The sequence below is a fragment of the Paenibacillus jilunlii genome (genome assembly GCF_900102965.1).
Lineage (GTDB): Bacteria > Bacillota > Bacilli > Paenibacillales > Paenibacillaceae > Paenibacillus_AQ > Paenibacillus_AQ jilunlii.
Map to the genome: position 1 here is coordinate 249,126 of NZ_FNGM01000007.1, position 18,194 is coordinate 267,319.

Annotated in this window: 16 protein-coding genes; 8 read left to right on the forward strand and 8 right to left on the reverse strand. The window is 46.5% G+C overall.

Annotated features, from left to right (window positions below; all coding sequences use genetic code 11):
- Positions 1–54: 54 nt before the first annotated feature.
- A complete protein-coding gene (locus BLQ82_RS14660) occupies positions 55–921 on the reverse strand; it encodes an LCP family protein (RefSeq protein ID WP_062527398.1) in 867 nt (288 codons plus the stop codon).
- Between the two features lie 89 nt (positions 922–1,010).
- Here BLQ82_RS14660 and BLQ82_RS14665 point away from each other — a divergent pair, with 89 nt between their 5' ends.
- The 6 genes from BLQ82_RS14665 to BLQ82_RS14695 all read left to right on the forward strand — a co-directional run bounded on the left by BLQ82_RS14665 (position 1,011) and on the right by BLQ82_RS14695 (position 9,357).
- Entirely contained in the window at positions 1,011–1,979 is a 969-nt protein-coding gene (locus tag BLQ82_RS14665; protein WP_062527397.1) for a bile acid:sodium symporter family protein, read from the forward strand.
- A 627-nt stretch (positions 1,980–2,606) separates the two neighbouring features.
- Positions 2,607–4,229: a spore germination protein gene (locus BLQ82_RS14675; RefSeq protein ID WP_062527393.1), complete on the forward strand. Its 1,623-nt coding sequence runs from the start codon at positions 2,607–2,609 to the stop codon at positions 4,227–4,229.
- A gap of 13 nt (positions 4,230–4,242) precedes the next feature.
- Positions 4,243–5,466: a Ger(x)C family spore germination protein gene (locus BLQ82_RS14680; RefSeq protein ID WP_062527391.1), complete on the forward strand. Its 1,224-nt coding sequence runs from the start codon at positions 4,243–4,245 to the stop codon at positions 5,464–5,466.
- A gap of 33 nt (positions 5,467–5,499) precedes the next feature.
- Positions 5,500–6,618 (forward strand): GerAB/ArcD/ProY family transporter, encoded by a 1,119-nt coding sequence (locus BLQ82_RS14685; protein WP_062527389.1) that lies wholly within the window; start codon positions 5,500–5,502, stop codon positions 6,616–6,618.
- 161 nt (positions 6,619–6,779) lie between these two features.
- Positions 6,780–8,153 carry a helix-turn-helix domain-containing protein gene (locus BLQ82_RS14690; RefSeq protein ID WP_062527387.1) on the forward strand — a complete coding sequence of 458 codons (1,374 nt, stop codon included), beginning with the start codon at positions 6,780–6,782 and terminating at the stop codon, positions 8,151–8,153.
- A gap of 445 nt (positions 8,154–8,598) precedes the next feature.
- Positions 8,599–9,357 carry a YqjF family protein gene (locus BLQ82_RS14695; RefSeq protein WP_062527385.1) on the forward strand — a complete coding sequence of 253 codons (759 nt, stop codon included), beginning with the start codon at positions 8,599–8,601 and terminating at the stop codon, positions 9,355–9,357.
- On the opposite strand, the gene BLQ82_RS14700 is transcribed toward BLQ82_RS14695, so the two are convergent.
- The 7 genes from BLQ82_RS14700 to BLQ82_RS14735 all read right to left on the reverse strand — a co-directional run bounded on the left by BLQ82_RS14700 (position 9,338) and on the right by BLQ82_RS14735 (position 16,529).
- Positions 9,338–9,544, reverse strand: a complete 207-nt coding sequence (locus tag BLQ82_RS14700; protein WP_062527383.1) for a hypothetical protein — start codon at positions 9,542–9,544, stop codon at positions 9,338–9,340. The genes BLQ82_RS14695 and BLQ82_RS14700 overlap by 20 nt on opposite strands.
- 11 nt (positions 9,545–9,555) lie before the next feature.
- Positions 9,556–10,578 (reverse strand): LacI family DNA-binding transcriptional regulator, encoded by a 1,023-nt coding sequence (locus BLQ82_RS14705; protein WP_208810699.1) that lies wholly within the window; start codon positions 10,576–10,578, stop codon positions 9,556–9,558.
- 69 nt (positions 10,579–10,647) lie between these two features.
- Positions 10,648–12,222 carry a DUF3502 domain-containing protein gene (locus BLQ82_RS14710; protein WP_062527379.1) on the reverse strand — a complete coding sequence of 525 codons (1,575 nt, stop codon included), beginning with the start codon at positions 12,220–12,222 and terminating at the stop codon, positions 10,648–10,650.
- A 77-nt stretch (positions 12,223–12,299) separates the two neighbouring features.
- Positions 12,300–13,196 (reverse strand): carbohydrate ABC transporter permease, encoded by an 897-nt coding sequence (locus BLQ82_RS14715; RefSeq protein ID WP_208810701.1) that lies wholly within the window; start codon positions 13,194–13,196, stop codon positions 12,300–12,302.
- 28 nt (positions 13,197–13,224) lie between these two features.
- Positions 13,225–14,169: an ABC transporter permease gene (locus tag BLQ82_RS14720; protein WP_425281146.1), complete on the reverse strand. Its 945-nt coding sequence runs from the start codon at positions 14,167–14,169 to the stop codon at positions 13,225–13,227.
- A 931-nt stretch (positions 14,170–15,100) separates the two neighbouring features.
- Positions 15,101–15,334, reverse strand: coding sequence for a KGG domain-containing protein (locus tag BLQ82_RS14730; RefSeq protein WP_062527378.1), 234 nt, complete (start codon positions 15,332–15,334; stop codon positions 15,101–15,103).
- Positions 15,335–15,479: 145 nt separating this feature from the next.
- Entirely contained in the window at positions 15,480–16,529 is a 1,050-nt protein-coding gene (locus BLQ82_RS14735) for a zinc-binding alcohol dehydrogenase family protein (RefSeq protein WP_062527376.1), read from the reverse strand.
- A gap of 125 nt (positions 16,530–16,654) precedes the next feature.
- Here BLQ82_RS14735 and BLQ82_RS14740 point away from each other — a divergent pair, with 125 nt between their 5' ends.
- Together BLQ82_RS14740 and BLQ82_RS14745 are read left to right on the forward strand one after the other, a co-directional pair.
- Positions 16,655–17,032: a winged helix-turn-helix transcriptional regulator gene (locus BLQ82_RS14740; RefSeq protein WP_062527374.1), complete on the forward strand. Its 378-nt coding sequence runs from the start codon at positions 16,655–16,657 to the stop codon at positions 17,030–17,032.
- Positions 17,033–17,221: 189 nt separating this feature from the next.
- On the forward strand, positions 17,222–18,184 hold the full coding sequence (locus tag BLQ82_RS14745; RefSeq protein WP_062527372.1) for a sugar-binding transcriptional regulator: 963 nt from the start codon (positions 17,222–17,224) through the stop codon (positions 18,182–18,184).
- Positions 18,185–18,194: the final 10 nt, after the last annotated feature.

The window sequence follows — 18,194 nt, forward strand, 5'->3', positions numbered from 1 at the left end:
GCAAACCCTGCGATGCAGACAGCCCTTCATTTTTTTGTATGAACCCTATGTAAGTTAACCCCACCTACTCAGCAATTCCAAAATGATGAGCAATTTCCGGGTATCCAGTGCGGGCAGGGCCAGCGGTTTGCGCAGCTTCTGCAGCTTGACCAGCAAATCCTCCTTGTTGGCATAGACAAAAGGGCTCTTCCAGCTTGATTCCAGGGTAATCAGCTCGCTTGCCGCAGGCTTCATCGACGGATAATTCAGAATCCAGCTCCGCAGCTGATCCTTGCCGATATCCGTGCCGTCCGCATTATCCACATACCGCATATCCATCAGCACATCGATATCCAGCCCGCCAAGCACATCCACAATACTGCTGAACGCCTCAAAGTTAATCAGAATCATGTGATCGATATCCATCTGCAGAATATCGCCGTAGAACTCTCTGGTCTTGCTTAAATCCTCACCCTTGTTATGCGCATAATAATAAGCATAGCAGTAATTGGCTTTATGTGTACCAACCTCACTGCTTGCGATCTTCATATCCCGGGGAATGGACAGGATCGACTGGTTCCTGCTCACAGGCTCATAGACCACTGGCATCAGCACATCCGTGTTCAGCGTTCCGCCGCTGCCGCTCCTGTTGTCGACACCGGCGAGCAGAAAGGTGAGCGGTTTACTCTCCTCTTCTGCATTAACCGCCGCAGCGGCTGCAGAAGCTGTAGGCACGGGTGACGCTGGTCCGGCTGTCTCGCTGGGGGCAGAGCCTGCCGCCGAGATCCGGTCAAGCGCCCGTTCCGCCTTGTAATAGAGCGTTCCCGCATAGACTGCGCCGGCGATCAGGCAAGTGCCGAGCACCGCGGACAGGGTGAGCAGTGTTTTTCGGGTGCGGACTTTTCCCCGTTTGGCTTTCCTTCTCTTGCTTCTTTCCTCCATTCCTTTCCTCCTGCTTCATCTCATTTCCGATCCGCTGGCCTGCAAAAGTTGTATAATAAGTAGAACTTATAGAAAAAGGATGTCCTGACATGCTTCTTGCTGTGAACCGTACGCTTAACCGGATGATGCCGCTGATTACTCCATTAAGCGTTTTGACCGGAGTGCTCTGCGGAAGTGCACTGTCCTCTTATACCTATCTGTCTCCCTGGCTGTTTGCGTTTATGACGTTTGCCGGAAGCATCAGCCTGGGATTTAAGGATTTCGTGAACGTACTCAAAAAGCCGTTGCCCCTATTCGCCTGTCTATTCATTCTGCACATCGCTATGCCATTGGTTGCTTTAGGCTTGGGGAATATGCTGTATCACGCGGATGAATTCACAATTACGGGCCTTGTGCTGGCCGCAGTCATTCCTACGGGAGTTAGCAGCTTTATCTGGGTCAGCATTTACAAAGGCAATACTGCCCTCACCTTGTCCATCATTCTGATCGACACGCTGCTGGCTCCCTTTGTTGTGCCCGGCGTATTATCGCTGCTGATCGGAACCAGTGTGGAGCTGGACACAGGCGCCATGATGAGCAGTCTGTTCTGGATGATTGTCGTCCCTTCCCTGCTGGGCATGGTGCTTAATGAATGGACCAAAGGTGCGGTTGCTCCTGTCTGGAGTCCCAGACTGAACCCGTTCTCCAAGCTTTTCATGGCTGCAGTGATTATGATCAACGGCTCTGTTATTTCTCCGTACCTGGCTGACATCAGCCTGTATCTGGTTGGCCTGGCCTTCGTCATTGTGCTCTTGGCTTCCACCGGTTATGCCCTGTGCTTCCTCACGGCGAGGGTATTACGCTGGAATGAAGCAGATGAAGTCGCTCTTATCTTCAATGGAGGCATGCGCAATATCAGCGCCGGTGCTGTCCTGGCGGTGTCCTATTTCCCCGCTCCGGTGGCCGTTCCCGTCGTACTCGGCATGGTGTTCCAGCAGCTGCTGGCTTCGCTTGCCGGCTTTCTGCTCAGCCACCGCGCCAAGGCCAGACATACTGCGGAGCAGACTACAGCGGCGTGAGTTTGGCTACTTATCAGCCGTACACGGATAATTGAAACTAGAATGTATCTTGCATAGGCAAGAGCAGACCCCGATGCTTCGTAATAACGGCACTTCTGCTGTTATTTCGGAGCACACCATCTAACAGCAAGTAGCAAGTGGAAAAAGGAAACTTATTCCTCCTCAAAACTCAACAATTGAGAGATTCAAGTGGAAATAGGGAACTTAATTGGGCGATATTACCTCGTAAGGAGCAAAATGAGCTTAATTAGTGATCCTTTTCCACCTAACCATCTAACGAAGCCCCAGCAGATACTGAAAATCATTATACTTCCTAAATAACGATAAAAAATCCACAACTCGTCAGGTTGTGGATTTTTTATGTGCAGGGCTTTGATTCAAGAGCTGGAATGTCCAGTTATCTGAAGAACCCCCAGAAAATGATTAATGAAATCATTAACGGCCTCCTGGTTCCCTGCGTGCAGGGCATTCCTGAAATGTTCGTCGATGTAAAAATACCCCTTCGTCTGCACTCCGGGGGGTTCATAGAGAAGCTTGATCACACAGCCCGGCGCATTTTTATGGATTCCTGCTATGCATACATTTGGGAATGACCGCAAATAGTATACACAGGAGAGGAGGCTAATCATGCTAAAATACTGGATAAAAAATGTGTTAAAACCATCGAAAGGTTCTAAACAGGATGCGGTAAAATCCAAGCATCAGGCCTTAAATGAACCTATAAATGCATCATTAGCCAGTACCCTGAGCACGCTTAAAAAGAAACTGGGCCAAAGCCCTGACTTTACCATCAGGGACTTCTCCGATGATCCTGAGCATGCCGGACTGCTGGCCGTCTGTTATATTGAAGGGCTAATCGACCCAGGTCTGCTGTCTGATCTTATTGAAAGCTTAGTTAAAGAAATAGCCCATACCCCCTCTGACCGGTTAGAAGAACATCTTGCAGCTTCTTTAATCAAACAAACATTGCCTTTAGGAAATATTAAAAGGATTGATTCGCAAAATCAGATCTATCAAGCGGTCCTTAAAGGCAGTGCCGTCATTCTAATAGACGGTTTACAATCCGCCCTGACAGTCTCTATTGCCGGCGGGGTCAGACGGGCCGTGGAGGAACCCACTTCGCAAGGGGTGGTCCGGGGGCCGAAAGAGGGTTTTACAGAGGATATCTCAACCAATATCACTCTGATCAGAAGGAAACTGCGGACCCCTGATCTTAAGTTTGACAGCCACATTATCGGACAATATTCACAGACCGTTGTCATTGTAACCTACATAGAAGGAATTGCCGATCCCGGGGTGGTGCAGGAGATCACTAAGCGGCTTCAGGCGATTGATACAGACAGTATCCTTGAAAGTGGCTATATCGAAGAATTCATTCAAGATGCGCCGCTTACTCCCTTTCCGACAATGTTAAATTCAGAACGCCCGGACACCGTCGCCGGCAGCCTTCTGGATGGACAAGTAGCCGTAATGGTGGACGGGACACCTTTCGTATTAATCGCCCCGGTAACTTTTTATAATTTTTTCCAGATATCCGAGGACTATTACCAGCGCTACGATATTTCATCTTTTTTGCGGATGATCCGTCTGATATCGTTCCTGGTGTCCTTGCTGCTTCCTTCCTTGTTCATTGCATTGACAACGTTCCATCAGGAAATGATTCCCACCATCCTGTTAGTAACTCTGGCCGCCCAACGGGAAGGGGTTCCTTTTCCAGCTCTGCTCGAAGCCTTGATGATGGAATTAACCTTTGAGGTGATTCGTGAAGCAGGCGTCCGGATGCCCCGTGCGATTGGTCCGGCCATATCCATCGTAGGAGCTCTGGTTATTGGCCAAGCAGCAGTGGAAGCAGGTCTGGTCTCGGGCGCTATGGTAATCGTTGTCTCCTTTACTGCTATATCCAACTTTGTCATTCCATACATCAGTATGGCCACTGCCGTACGCTTATTGCGTTTTGTTCTCATGCTGCTGGCAGGAACCCTCGGTTTATTCGGAATTATGGCAGGGATCGTTCCTATTCTGGCTCATCTGCTCTCTCTAAAATCGTTCGGCGTTGACTATCTAATGCCATACAGTCCCATGTACAAGTCCAACATGAAAGATTTGCTTATCCGGGTACCCTGGTGGGCAATGAAAACAAGACCCAATATAAAATCGGGATCTAACAAAAGCAGACAGGCTCCTCACCAATACCCTACCGGTTCGAATAACATTGCCCGCCGCGCAGACGAGCCTGAACCCAAAGCCTAAAGGAGAGATCTATGTGCACCGACGCCGGGTTATTGCCATTTTGCTTGTTGCAGCTCTAATACTTGCAGGGTGCGGAAACCGAGTTGAAATGACCGAATTAGGAATTACAACGGCAACCGGATTTGATGGGCAGCAGGGGGACTGGACACTCACTTACCAGGTCATTATTCCACCGGCAATGTCTTCCGGTGCAGGCGGATCTTCCGGCGGGGGCGGCTCTCAAGCTGCTGTGCATACCTTCTCGGCACATGGAAAAACCATCAGAGAGGCTTTAGCGGCCAGTAACCGGGAAAATCCGCGTAAACTGTATTTTGCACATACTAATGTTCTTATCATTGGCAAACAAGCAGCAAAAGCCGGAATTGAAGAAATTCTGGACACTTATTATCGTAATCCTGACGCACGGGAAACAGTGAAAGTCTTAGTAGCCAATGGCGAAGCCAGAGATTATCTGAATAAGCTGATCCCCCCGGAGAAGCTTCCCGGCAGAGCGTTATCCAATATCCTGCAAAAAAATAAGCAGTTAAGTTCATATTATCCTTCGGTATCCGTACATGAACTAGCGCTCGGTATCAGTTCCGACAGTGGCGCAGCTGGGGTTCCAGAAGTATCTATCACAGGCACTGACAGCTCAAGTCTGGAGTCAGCAAGTGTATATCAACAGACCTCGACCAGCAGTAAATTAAAAATTTCCGGGTTAAGCGTCTTCCAGAAAGCAAAAATGGTTGGAACCTTGAACCAAAATGAGAGTACGGGCATCTCCTGGCTGACCAATAAAATACATTTGACCACAATAAGCTATAACAGCAAGGATAATACCGATGTGTCGGCATTCCTGGTCCGCAAAGCGAAGGTTAAAGTTACACCAGTAAAAGAAGGCCTGCATTATACATTAAAAGTCAAGGCTAAAGTGGTTGTAGGTGAGTTTTTGGAGACCACTACACATGAAGATCTTTTAAAAACGCAAAGTGTCAAGAAGCTGGAGCAGCAGACAGAGCAGATCATCCGCTCGCAAATTCTGGAAGGATGGAAAGCCGTACAGCATCTAAAAGTCGACCTTGTGGGAGTCGGCAATAAAATTCACCGTAAATCCCCTAAGGATTGGAAAAGATTAAAAGAGGATTGGCCCGGGGATATAGCAAACATGGACATTGACATCGATGTAAAAGTGAATCTGAAACGGCCCGGTTTATTTCAGAGTTCATTTAGCCGGCTGCTCGAATCCGAAGATGAGTAATGAGTACACACACACAAACAGGAGATGAAATAAATGAGCCAACGTAATGTAATCCGGGTATCAGAGCTGGCCATCGCTATTTCATTATTCGAGGTAGGCAGTACAACCTTATTTTTTATAGGAGGGGAAGCAAAGCAGGATGCCTGGCTTGCCATGCTGGTAGGGGCATTGGCCGGCCTGTTCTTGCTCCTAATGCACTTGAGTATTCATCATCAGGAGCCCCATTTAGATCTATTCCTATTGTTTCGCCGTTATATGGGGAAATATGTGGGGACATTCGTGAACCTTCTGTTTGTGGGCTATTTCTCCTATGAATCTTCGCGGAATTTACGCGATTTTGGCGAAATCACGGTAATGACTTTGTTAAACCGGACTTCGCTATGGATTATCATGCTGATTGTCATCCTGGTTGTTTCCAATTCAATGCGTTATGGACATATAGTAATGTTTCGGATATGTGTCATTTTTTTCCCCATTATGTTAGTTAGTTATATCCTAATCAGTATTCTGATTCCTGTCACAGGCCTCTTCCACTTCGAATTCATGCTTCCAGTTTTGGAATCCGGGTGGAAGCCCGTGCTTGATGCGGCTTTACCGGAGATTGTCTCTTTTCCATTCGGACAGACTATATTATTTCTTGTGTTTTATCCCCATGTCCGCACAGGAAAAGGACTCAACAAAGCTGTGATTACCTGTTATGTCATTACTGCACTCGCACTAACATTTATAAATCAACTGAACATTTTTGTTTTGGGTCCAAAGATTGCCCTATACAGCACTTTGCCTCTTCTGGAAACCGTCCAATTGATTGACTTGGCGGAAGTATTTGAACGGATGGACGCTCTATTCACCATGCTTCTTTTTCTTGGATTGGGTGTAAAAATGGGAGCGTTTTTTAATGGTGCCATAATCGGACTCGAAAAAATAACCGGTATTGCTTATAAAAAATGGGTGGTGCCTGTAGCCATTCTAATTTACGGATTGGCCTTCTTATCTCCCAATTACACCCATCATATCGTAATAGGCAGGCAACTTGTATTAAATTACCTTTTCCCTGTTTTCCAGATCGTTCTCCCCTTGTTGCTTTTTATTATAATCCTTATCAGAAAGCGGAAAAAGCGGACAAACCGTTCAGCTTCTGAGAAAACCTGAGGATCTCAAGCGGTTGGATAGAGAAGATCTGATTTTTCGTCCCTTCTTTCCTTGTTCACTGTTTCTACCCATCTGATCTATTGACCATTGGTATATTGTCACATATTATTACATCTATAAAATAAAATTCTATTTACTGGAATTTATTCAGGTGGTGCTTCATGGTCCCTACTACAGCCACGATTCGCGATCATTTAGCGGTGTATCTGTCGCAGCAGGGGATGTCCATTAACCAATTTGCCCGGTTATCCGGAATTAATCCAGGAACACTTAGCCGGGTGGTTGGGGGCCAGCAGCCAATTGCCATGAATCATCTGGAGCGGATTACCAAGGGAATGCATTTACCGGAGGACCATTTCTACAGCTTATATGTAGACGAGTGCTTCCTTCATTCTTCACCGACCTGGCGGCGGCTGCGGCCGTTTCTTTTGCGTTCGGCAGAACTTGGCCGTCTCGACTGTATTGAACAGGTGGTGCAGAATCTGCTTGAGAATCTGACCTACGCTCCAATGCTGTTTGAAGTAGCAGAAGGGTTATTTCAGCAGGGGCAGTGGCAGGCAGCAGCGTTATTATATAAGAATGTGAGCGCCAGTGAGAAATATCAGAATTCGGAGCGGCTCGCGGTATGTCAGTTCCGTTTGTTTCGAATTGCTCTGGGCGACGACCAGACCCTTAACTTACAGGCAGCCCTCCTGTTTGAATGTTATGTGGACCGGCTGGATGAGGCGGATCAATTGGATGGATTGAAGCATCTGGTAAATGTCTATTATTCGCTGCACAAGTGGGATAAAGTAGATACACTGGCCCAGGAGATGCTACATGTGGCCACTCTCCGCTATAATCTCCAGTGCCAATCGAACCGTAGGAATAATAGTGAGAAAACCCCGGAAAAACCGCTTTGCTTCTATATTCTCTACTCCCATCTGATGCGTGCAAGTGTATGCGAAGAGCACCGAGATTACACTTCGGCATTGAAGTTCGTTGCCCGCTATATGGATATAAGCTGGATACAAGAAATTGATGAAGAAGTGAAGCGGACTATAGCTCAATTTCAAGAGTGGGGCATAGCCAACTCTTTGCTCTATCGAGTCATGTCAGGTCAGGTTGGAGCACTTACTGAATATTTGGAACATATCTCATTCCAAAAAGATGAAATATTCGTAGCCCTGTATAATATCCTTATTACAGCCAACCTATATGATTGGAATATCGATTACATTTTAGAACAATTTGCTGCCTATATCCCTTATCGAACATATCCTACAGAATTTGGAGAATACAATCAACAGATTATGACGGACCAATACGCCAAATTCCTTGCTGAATTGGTGATTTATTATACGAATAATAAAAATAAAGAGGGTATTAGCTTGATTCTGCATATTACTAGGTTCGAAAGCGAGAGTATCACAAAATGTATTGATCAACTTGAACAATATTTAATTAAGAGATTATTACAGAGTAATAAATCAGATTCTTTACCGGACTGGCAATTCATCTCTCAAACTATTAACTCAATGCGGGGATTGGCTTAGATTTAAAAGCAACCGTGGTCGATCCCTTTCGTACTTGTCGACAGTATAATCACATCTTGCTTATCTGACTTGCGATGCTTTAATATTCTGGCCAACTCCATTACCTAGACCCTCAGTCCCGGAGCTCGTTATTGAGGCGGTTCTACCCCAGACAGATCAGCTGCGGCAAGCCCAATTGGAAAAAGCGAACTTAATTTACCAACTTCCTGCTTTCCGAAAGTGCTAGTTGGAAAAAGGACAACTAATTCAGCCGATTCACACTCCTACCGGTGAATTTGTCTAAATTAACTCTACTTTTTCCCACTATTCCCTCTTCACGGGGCTCTTTGCATACAATTAAATGTATTAATTCCACTTCGTATCTGTTCAGCAGATGATTAAGGATACAGCATAAGGGTAACTTAATCGTATCGGTGAGATGGTCAATGCTAAAGGGGGGTATACCTTGAAGAATCATGAAATCCTTGCACATACAACGCATCGGCCTTTCCCTTTACCCCAAGGACCGTGGCTGATGAAGCAGACCTGGAATGACCTGCTGTTTGCACACTGGCCGGTGAATGAGGCCCATTTAACGCCTTATATCCCGCCCGGTTTAGAACTGCAGCAATGGGAAGGAACGCCTTGGATCAGTGTTTCTCCCTTCCTCATAGATCCGCTGCGGCTAAGAGGTTGTCCGCGCCTTCCTTTTGTACACCGGTTTCTGGAGCTTAATATCCGGACTTATGTCGTGAATAACGGAAAAGCGGGCGTCTTCTTTCTGAATCTGGATGCATCCAGCCGGTTAGCCGTTGGCACAGCGCGTGCGGCGGCCCATTTGCCTTACCGTTATGCCAAGATGAGCTGTCATTCGGATAGAGAATATATTCAATATAGCAGCCGAAAGCAGATTCCCGGCTATGGACAAGCCGAATTTACCGGGAGCTACAAGGCCAAAGGAGCTTCTGTTTTCCATGCAGAGCCCGGAAGCCTTCTTCACTGGTTAACGGAACGATACTGCCTCTATGCTTCCGGCTCGAAGAACCGTCTCTATGTCGGGGACATTCACCATCTCCCCTGGACATTGCAGGAAGCAGACCTACAGATTGACACCAATACTGCAACCCGTTCACTGGGGCTCATTCATGCTTACGATCCTTTACTGCTCACCTATACGAAACGTTTGGAGGTTCTATTCTGGCCGGTCAGAAGAATAATGCCCTGATTCCCTGTATGCCAAAATAGATCCCGAATCCGATCAGCGAGGCGCCTGAGATCATGGAAATTCCCATCAGCATCCTATCGCTCAAAAAACGCCTTAGCCCCGTAGTAAGCAAAGCTACAATAATATCCCAGAGCGCCAAGCCCAGAAATATCGAGGGAAGCCCTTCATAACCCTTGCCAAAATTCATTACACCGGCCCTTAACGGGCCTTAATCATCTTGCAGGAGCCGCGTTTGAGCAGCACCGCATCATACACAAGATGCTGATTGCCTGAGCGTTCGGAAATGAGGTCAAACAGGACGCCTACGCTTGATAGGGCCATTTCCGTACCCGGCTGGCTGATGGTATCGAGGGACGGATGATAATATTCAGCCATCTCGATCCCGTCAAAGCCAAGAATAGAGATGTCATCCGGGATAGACAGCCCCGCGGTAAGCACGGCTTTGGCCGCGCCAATGGCAATCGTATCGGAGGCGGCAAAAATAGCCGTAAGTCCCTTGTTCTTGTTGAGCAGTCTCCGCGCCGCATTAAATCCCGAGCTGGGACTGTATTCACAATCCTCAACCAGCCCGGCATCGTAGGGCAGACCCTGCTCTTCCAGAGCTTTTTTGTAGCCCAAAAACCGCCGGTTGCCTGTGGTTTCATCCAATAAAGGAGACTTGGCCAGAAAACCGATATTCGTATGCCCGAGGGAGATCAAATAATTGGTGGCCTTATAGGCTTCCTTCAATTCATTGATGATAACACTGGAGAAGATGGCCGGGTCCACCTCCTGTGTTGAAGTAATCGTCGTCAGCACAAAAGGAACCGTCAGCTGCTTGAACTTCTCTTCGGAATGATTATAGGTCCCGCCCATAAAAATAATCCCGCAAAGATTTTTCTCCTTAACCAACTGGATTGCCGCATTGATCTCATCCGTTCCATCCTCTACCTGCTGGATCAGAAACGGGTAACCCCGCAGATTGACCTGCCGCTCTATTTCTTTGATCATATTGGAGAAAAAAGGATTGGTAATCCCCTTGACCATGAGTGCAATGTTCTTGGACTGCGTAGTTTTCAAATTCCGTGCGTTGGAATTGGGAATGTAATTGTATTCCTTAACCACTCTTAGAACTTTATCCCGGGTAGCTTTGCTCACCAGTCCCTTATTGTTGATTACCCTGGAAACCGTGGAGATGCCGACACCTGAAATCCGCGCGATATCCTTGATATTTACGTCCACAATACGCCTCCATTTATGGGGAAAGGAGCTATATCGAACTATAGCTCCCTCACACCTGTTAACGTCCCCTTAGTTGACAGGGACAAATTCAGCTAGTTGTTTCTCTACTTCGGCAATGACCTTGTCAACTCCTGCTTTTTTCAGCTGTTCGCGGTAATCTGCAACTGCTGCTTTGGGATCTTTGCTTGTTTTGCCAAGCATCAGCTGGATGCCAAGCTGTGAATTCACGTTGGAAATGGCGGCGATTTCCGTGCTCACATTCGATGGATCAAAGCTGAAGCCATTGTAAGGGTCATCGATAGCGACTTTGTCCCATTCGGCATACAGGGAGTTGCGGATTGGGTTTTCTGTATCGCTCGGAACTACAAATTTGTCATTCCGCAGGGACCAGGCCGAGAAGCCGCCGGCATCCGTCTTTTCGTTATAGCCCGGAGGATTTTTTCTCACACCGTTATCCATAACATATTGCTTGCCTTCGATTCCGTATTGAATGAGGTTGTAGTAGCTCTCATCGGTCATGAACTTCTCAATTACCATCAGGGAGCGTTCCGGATTCGCCGAGTTGGTGCTGATTACGGTCGAGTTGTCAACGCCCATCTTGCGTTTGATTTTTTTATTGGCTTCAGCAAACGTGAAGAAGTAAGGATCTGATTCCGGCTGCGCCTTCATATCCGCACCATACTGGCCGATCCAGTCCTGGGCATGTGTCAGATAACCTGCCGAATTTGCTGCGCGGAAGTTATCCTTGCCGCCAAGCGTGGCAGACAGCACATCTTTACTCCAATATCCTTTATCTGCCCATTCACGCATCTTCACGGCCCAATCCTCGAACTCCTGGGTGAAGGCCGGATGGAAGACGGTTTTATAATCCTCGGGACTCTTGGTCACCAGGTTAAGCTCAGTTGAAGATATACCAGGGGCATTAAGCCACATATCCGTAGTATCGACCAGCATTCTGTACATATTCTGCGCATCTTCAGCTTTGCCGTTAATCGGAGGGAACGACTCATTGGCAACCACATTATCCATATATTTAACCATATCATCTATCGAGCTGATTTTATCCATACCGTATTTCTTCAGCAAGTCAGAACGGTAGGCATAACCGGTAGGCGTGTATTCGCTGTACAGACTCGGAACGCCATAAATTTTGCCCTTGTACTTGGTATTTTGCCAGACGCTGTCCGGAATTTCTGCCTTTAGCTTGGGAGCTACTTTGCCGAGCATATCTGTAATATCCACCAATGCGCCTTCACTGGCCAATGTAAAATAGGATACAGGCGCTCCTGGAGAGGCATGCGACAGATCAAACTTTTCCCCAGAGGCAAACAGCAGCGGGTACTTGGTCGCCGTATCCGGCCAGTCGATGTACTTCACTTCAATGGTGGCATTGAGATCTGCCTTCAGTTTTTTGTTAATCTCGGCAAGGATAGCCTTGTTGGCAACACCTTCACTGCCCCACAGATAGTACACCAGCTTGGCTTCCTTGGAAGTATCGACTCCGCCTGTGTTAGCAGCAGTTTCCGGTGTTCCCGACGCTGCCGGTGCATTGCCGGACTTATTGTTTTCGGATGAACAGGCAGTCAATACCCCGGTAAGCATGAGGACAGCGATTAAAGAAGACGCAATTTTTTTACCTTTCATTCGATAAGCCTCCCTTTTCTCTTCTATTTATGAGTTCCTTCATTTATAATAAACGCCCTTTGATAAGCAGACGTCCATTAACCCTTTACTGCCCCGATCGTAAGGCCCGTTACGAAATAACGCTGTACAAACGGATACAGGAGAATAATCGGCCCGGTAGCCAGCACAGCTGTCGCCATCTTGATGGATTGCGTTGGAAGATCAGCCGTATTAATGACCGCCCCCGAGTTGATCAAAGCCCCAAGGTTCGTCTGGTTGACCATGCGCTGCAAAAAGTATTGAAGCGGAAATTTATCGGGGCTGTCCATATACAGCATCCCGTTATACCACTCATTCCAAAAGCCCAGCGCTGAGAAAAGTCCAATCGTAGCCAGGGAAGGAACCGCAAGCGGAATAAAAATCCGCCAATAGATACGGAAATCGCCGGCACCGTCAATAGTTGCAGATTCATATAAGGAGTCTGGAATCGCTTTCATGAAGTTGCGCATCAGGAAGATGGACCATGCGCCAACCACACCCGGCAGAATCATGGCGAACAGGCTGTCCTTCAGGTGGAGGTGCTTGACCATGAGAATGTAGGTTGGAATCAAGCCGCCACTGAAGAGCGTCGTGAAGTAAATCAGGAAAGAAAAAAAGTTGCGGTATTTGAAATCCTTGCGGTTAAGCACGAACCCGGCCATCGACATCATAAACAATCCAAGCACCGTACCCACTACGGTAATAAAAATAGTGACCTGGTAAGCGTCCACCAGCTGGGTAGAATTGCCCAGCAGCATGCTGTAAGCCTTGAAGGAAACTTCCTTTGGCAGCAGCTTGTAGCCCTCGCGGACAATTTCCTGCTCGTTCATGAACGAGGAGGAGATCATCAGAGCAAAAGGAAATAAGCATACCAGGGCAAAAAAGGTGATGCTGACATAGCTGATCCCTTTGACAATGAGACTTCCGGAGTCCTGTTTGATGGTTGTTTTTTCCACGGTTATCACCCCTGTTTCGTATCTGAACTTAGAATAACGCGCTGTCCGGTTCGATCTTGCGTACGATAAAGTTGACCACCAGCACCAGAATCAGGCCAAATAAAGATTGGTAGAAGCCCACCGCAGCACCCATGGAGAAGTTGAATTGCCCCACTAACGAACGGAAGACATAAGTATCAATGATATCCGTCTGCGGATACAGCACGGAGTTGGTGCCAATCAGATTATAGAACAGGTCGAAGGAGCCTTTGAGAATGCCGCCCATGCCGAACAGCAGGAGCAGAATGAAGGTAGGCTTCAGTATCGGCAGGGTCATGTAGCGGATCCGCTGCCAGGTGGTGGCCCCATCCATATAAGCCGCCTCATACAAATCATGATTAATCCCTGTGATCGTAGCGAGATAGACAATCATACCGTATCCGGTTCCGGCCCATATTTTGAAAGCCACGATTATATATTTCCAAATGCCCGGATCGGAATAGAATTCGTAGCGGTCCAGTCCGGCGCCCGCAAGCATTGTATTGATAAAACCGGAGTTGAAGTTGAAGATATTGTAGGCGAATACGCCGACGATAACCATGGAGATGAAGTTGGGAAGGAGAATGACAGACTGGGAAACCTTCTTGAACCATCTGCCCGATATTTCAGACAGCATAATGGCAAACACAATCTGAATGATATTTCCCAGGGCGAGGAAAACAATGTTGTAAAGCAGTGTATTTTTCGTAATATTCCAGAGATCACCGTTCTGGACCAGGAACTCGAAGTTCTTCAAGCCGATAAAATCGCTCCCAAAAATCCCCTTGTTCAGGTTGTAATCCACAAATGCGACATAAGCACCAGGCATGACTGCATAGTGAAAGATCAGGAAATATAGCAGTACAGGCAGCAGCATGAGGAAAAGAACCTTGTTCTTCATCACTTCCCGGACAATATTCCGGCCCGCCAGCTTAACTCTTGTCAACAAGCCCACCTCCAATTTGAGCAATAAACAGCGTAGTGAGTGGCATGGAAACGTTTCTATATTCTTTTTGGAGCTCCCCTTGCGAAGAGCATACTCCCGAAATGTATGCGCTGTCAATTGAAATATTTTTTATTTTGCAAGGACTAAAATTACAATTTTCGCGTTAATTCTTGCGAATCAGCTTTTTATTGACATTTTTTTATCTTGCCGCTAAGATCGAGATAAATCAGCAATGAAAACGTTTCTATATCATTTTTTTTGTGAAAGCTCCCCCCTTTTTATATGATCTGACTGTATGGTTAACTTTTAGATTTCAATAAACAGTAACATTTTTCTGCCAAAATCACTGGAGTTACTAAAAATTTTAGATTAATATAATGCTATACTTTTCGATAAGGCAGGTTGAGGCAAGCTGGAAGACCAATTATTTAATCAGACCGTCAATGAGCTGCTAGCCCTCTCAAACAGCAAGGTACAGGTAATACTAGAACCCAGGTTCCAAGATAACCGGTTAGTTGGCGGCAAATATCATTTAGCCAGCCATACCATTTTCCTATATAAAGAGGAGATTGTTAGACAATGCTGTGAACTGTTCGGTTCATCTCTCCGGCTGAAAGAATACATTGCGGTTGTATTAGCCCACGAGCTTGGGCATTCCGAAGATCAGGAGCTGGAGCTGCTTGCGGCAGCACTGGATAGGCCGCTGACAGAAAGGGAAGAAGCCGAAATCAGATTAAGAATCGAAGAAAATGCGTGGGCATATGCGGTATCCTTGCTTACAGAGGCAGACCCCTCTTTTCTGCAATTCATTATGGAGGAGTCTCTCTTCAGCTACCGGAATCAACTCGACCGGTTCAACATTGCCTAAACTAGTGAATAAGGCCAAGTCCTCCTGAGAGAACCTGGCCTTGTACTTATACTATATTAATTGGGTGTTTATTTAATTGTCACGTTGACGGGCCCGGGCTTCTCCGCCTTTGCGCCCCGCTTCCTCACGGCTCATCTTGCCGTCATTCTCGCTGCTGCCTGAATTATTGCGGCTGCGGGCCTCTCCGCCCTTTTCCCCAATTTCCTGATAAAACTCACGGTCATGATTTTTTGCCGTGGCTTCGCCACCCTTACGTCCCGCTTCTTCGCGGCTCATCTTTTGGTCATTCTGGTTGTTCTGTGCCATTTCGAATTCGCTCCTTTTCGGGTATTGAGTATTTTTGTTGCACTTTTAATTTACCCGCACCCCGGAGCCTGAAACATAGATTCCGAGAATTTCCCGCTCGATTGCAAAAGCTATAACTACTTCCATAACACTGGATTAGGCACGTTCAGAAATTTTCCAGAACAATCTTTCCTATCGATCTTCCTGTTTCCATTTTTTCATGTACTGCACGCAGGTTTTTTGCATTAATTGGTTCTAACCGTTCAGTTAAAGTGGTTTTTAACTTGCCATTATCGATTAATTCAGCCAGTTCATTCAGCAGTTCGTGCTGTTTGATCATATCTTTGGTCTGGAACATTGATCGGGTAAACATAAGTTCCCATACAAACGTAACACTTTTAGAGAAAAGCAAATCCATATCCAAGCTTCCCGTCCATGAAGTCTTATCTGCAGGAACGATTGAACAAATCTTACCTTGAGGGGTTATAACCTCTGCCATATTCGCTAAATGTTGTACCGTGTCATTTAAGCAAAATATATAATCCACGGTCTCATATCCAATATCCTTGAGTTGCGTTGCAAAATGGCTATTGTGGTTAATTGTAAAATCTGCCCCTTGATTTTTAGTCCACTGGATTGACTCTGGGCGTGAAGCAGTACCAATTACGGTTAGCCCTGCTAATTTGGCAAGTTGAGTAGCAATCGACCCTACTCCTCCTGCTGCACCAATAATGAGTATGCTTTTATTTGTGTTTTCTTCTGCGCTATGATTGATTCCCAAACGGTCAAACAGACCTTCCCAGGCAGTAATTGAGGTAAGCGGTAAAGCGGCTGCTTGTGCGAAATCCAAACTCTTCGGTTTGTTTCCCGCAATTCGTTCATCCACCAAGTGAAATTCACTGTTACCCCCTGGTCGAGCCACACTCCCTGCATAATATATCTCGTCTCCAGGTTTAAACAACTGACATTCGGGTCCAACCTGCTCCACGATCCCGGCTACATCCCAACCCAGAATTTTAGGTAATCCTTCTTCATAATTGTTATTCTGTCGCATACCCAAGTCGGCAGGGTTGACAGAGATGGCTTTTACTTCTACCAATAGATCACGGCCTGTGGGAAGCGGTTTTTCTATAAACAGATCAACCAGACTCTCCGGATTGGATATTGCGAGATATCGGTAAGCACCGACTGCTTTCATTTTTTGATGATTGTTCATATTTTTCTTCCCTTCGAATTGGGTTATCGTGCAATTGAATTATATGTTGTATACTTACTTTAGGAAAGTAGGCATAATTTTATTATATAGTATTAAAAATCATACCATTGTAAGGAGAGCGAGTAATGGGAGACCGAAGAAACAAATACGGTGCTAATCCAAATATGGAAGGATGTCCTGTGGAGACAACTCTGGATGTGATCGGGGGGAAATGGAAAGGGATCATTCTCTATCATCTCATCGACGGAACCAAAAGATTTAATGAATTCCGCCGTCTCAATCCGGGGATTACACAGTTTATGCTGACACTCCAGTTACGGGAGCTTGAACGGGATGGCATCATTCATAGAGAAGTTTATAAAGAAGTTCCGCCCAAAGTGGAATATTCACTAACTGATTTTGGAAGGACGTTAGAACCGATCATAGTATCTATGAAGGAATGGGGGGAGATCTATAAAATCAAACTTAAAGAAATTAGAACACCACAAGAGGAAGAGGCTTGAATGTTCAGCCGATTCAATAAAACAGCGGCAGTCTGGACTTTATTTCTCGTCTATGGCTGCCGCTGTTTCCTTTTATTAGTGATATTAACAGTAATTAACTGTAAACGTATACTAAACCCAAGATATGCACTTTTGACGAAACAACTAAGCACAATTGTGCAAGATGATAGGGAGAGCGAGGCCAATCAAATGAATGAAGACGAGAAAAAATTATTGATTCAGGTCGCAAAGATGTATTACCTTGAGGATTTGACCCAGAGCGATATTTCTAAACGTCTGGGTATCTACCATACTTCAATCAGCCGGCTGCTGAAAAAGGCAAGAGATGAGGGCATCGTGCAGATCAACATTATAGATGAGGACAAAAATCACTCCGAAATGGAGAAACGCATGAAGCACATGTTTGGTCTGCAGGAGGTGATCATCGCCGCTTCCAAAGAGAGCATGTCTGGCAGCGACAAAACGAAATCCGTCGCAAGAGCCGGGGCCGGACTGCTGAACAAGATTATTAGAGACGAGGATGTTGTCGGGTTTGCCTGGGGAAGAACGATAGGAAGCCTTATAGGAGAATTCGCCGACTGTCCGCAGAGAGCGGCGCATTTTGTGCCGCTTGCCGGCGGCCCTGGAGACATGGATACCAAATATCACGTCAATGCGATCGTATACAGCATCGCCCAGGATTTTGGCGGTGAAGCACATATGATTGATGCGGCGGCTGTTCTGGAACGCAAGGAAACCAAGGATGAAATCGTCCACTCTAACTACTTTCGGAAAATCTCCGGTCTATGGGAGAAGCTTACAGTCGCGGTAGTAGGCATTGGCGCCCCCATCAACAACTCCAATATGATCTGGACCGGTTTTTTTGGAGATAAGGAAATCAAGGATCTGAACAGTCATGATGCCGTCGGCGATATCTGTTCCCGGTTCTATGATTCACAAGGAAATGCGGTAAATTCGGAGCTTGCTGAGCGCACAATCGCCATTCCTCTGGAACGTCTGAGAGATACCCGTTATACAGTGGCGCTGGCCGAATCCGTGGAGAAAGCGCCATCGATTCTCGGAGCCATCCGCGGCAAATATATCAATGCCCTGGTCACCAATGAGGAGACCGCTGCCGAGGTGATCCGGCTGGCCGAAAATGCGGCTGTGTAACCAGCACCAT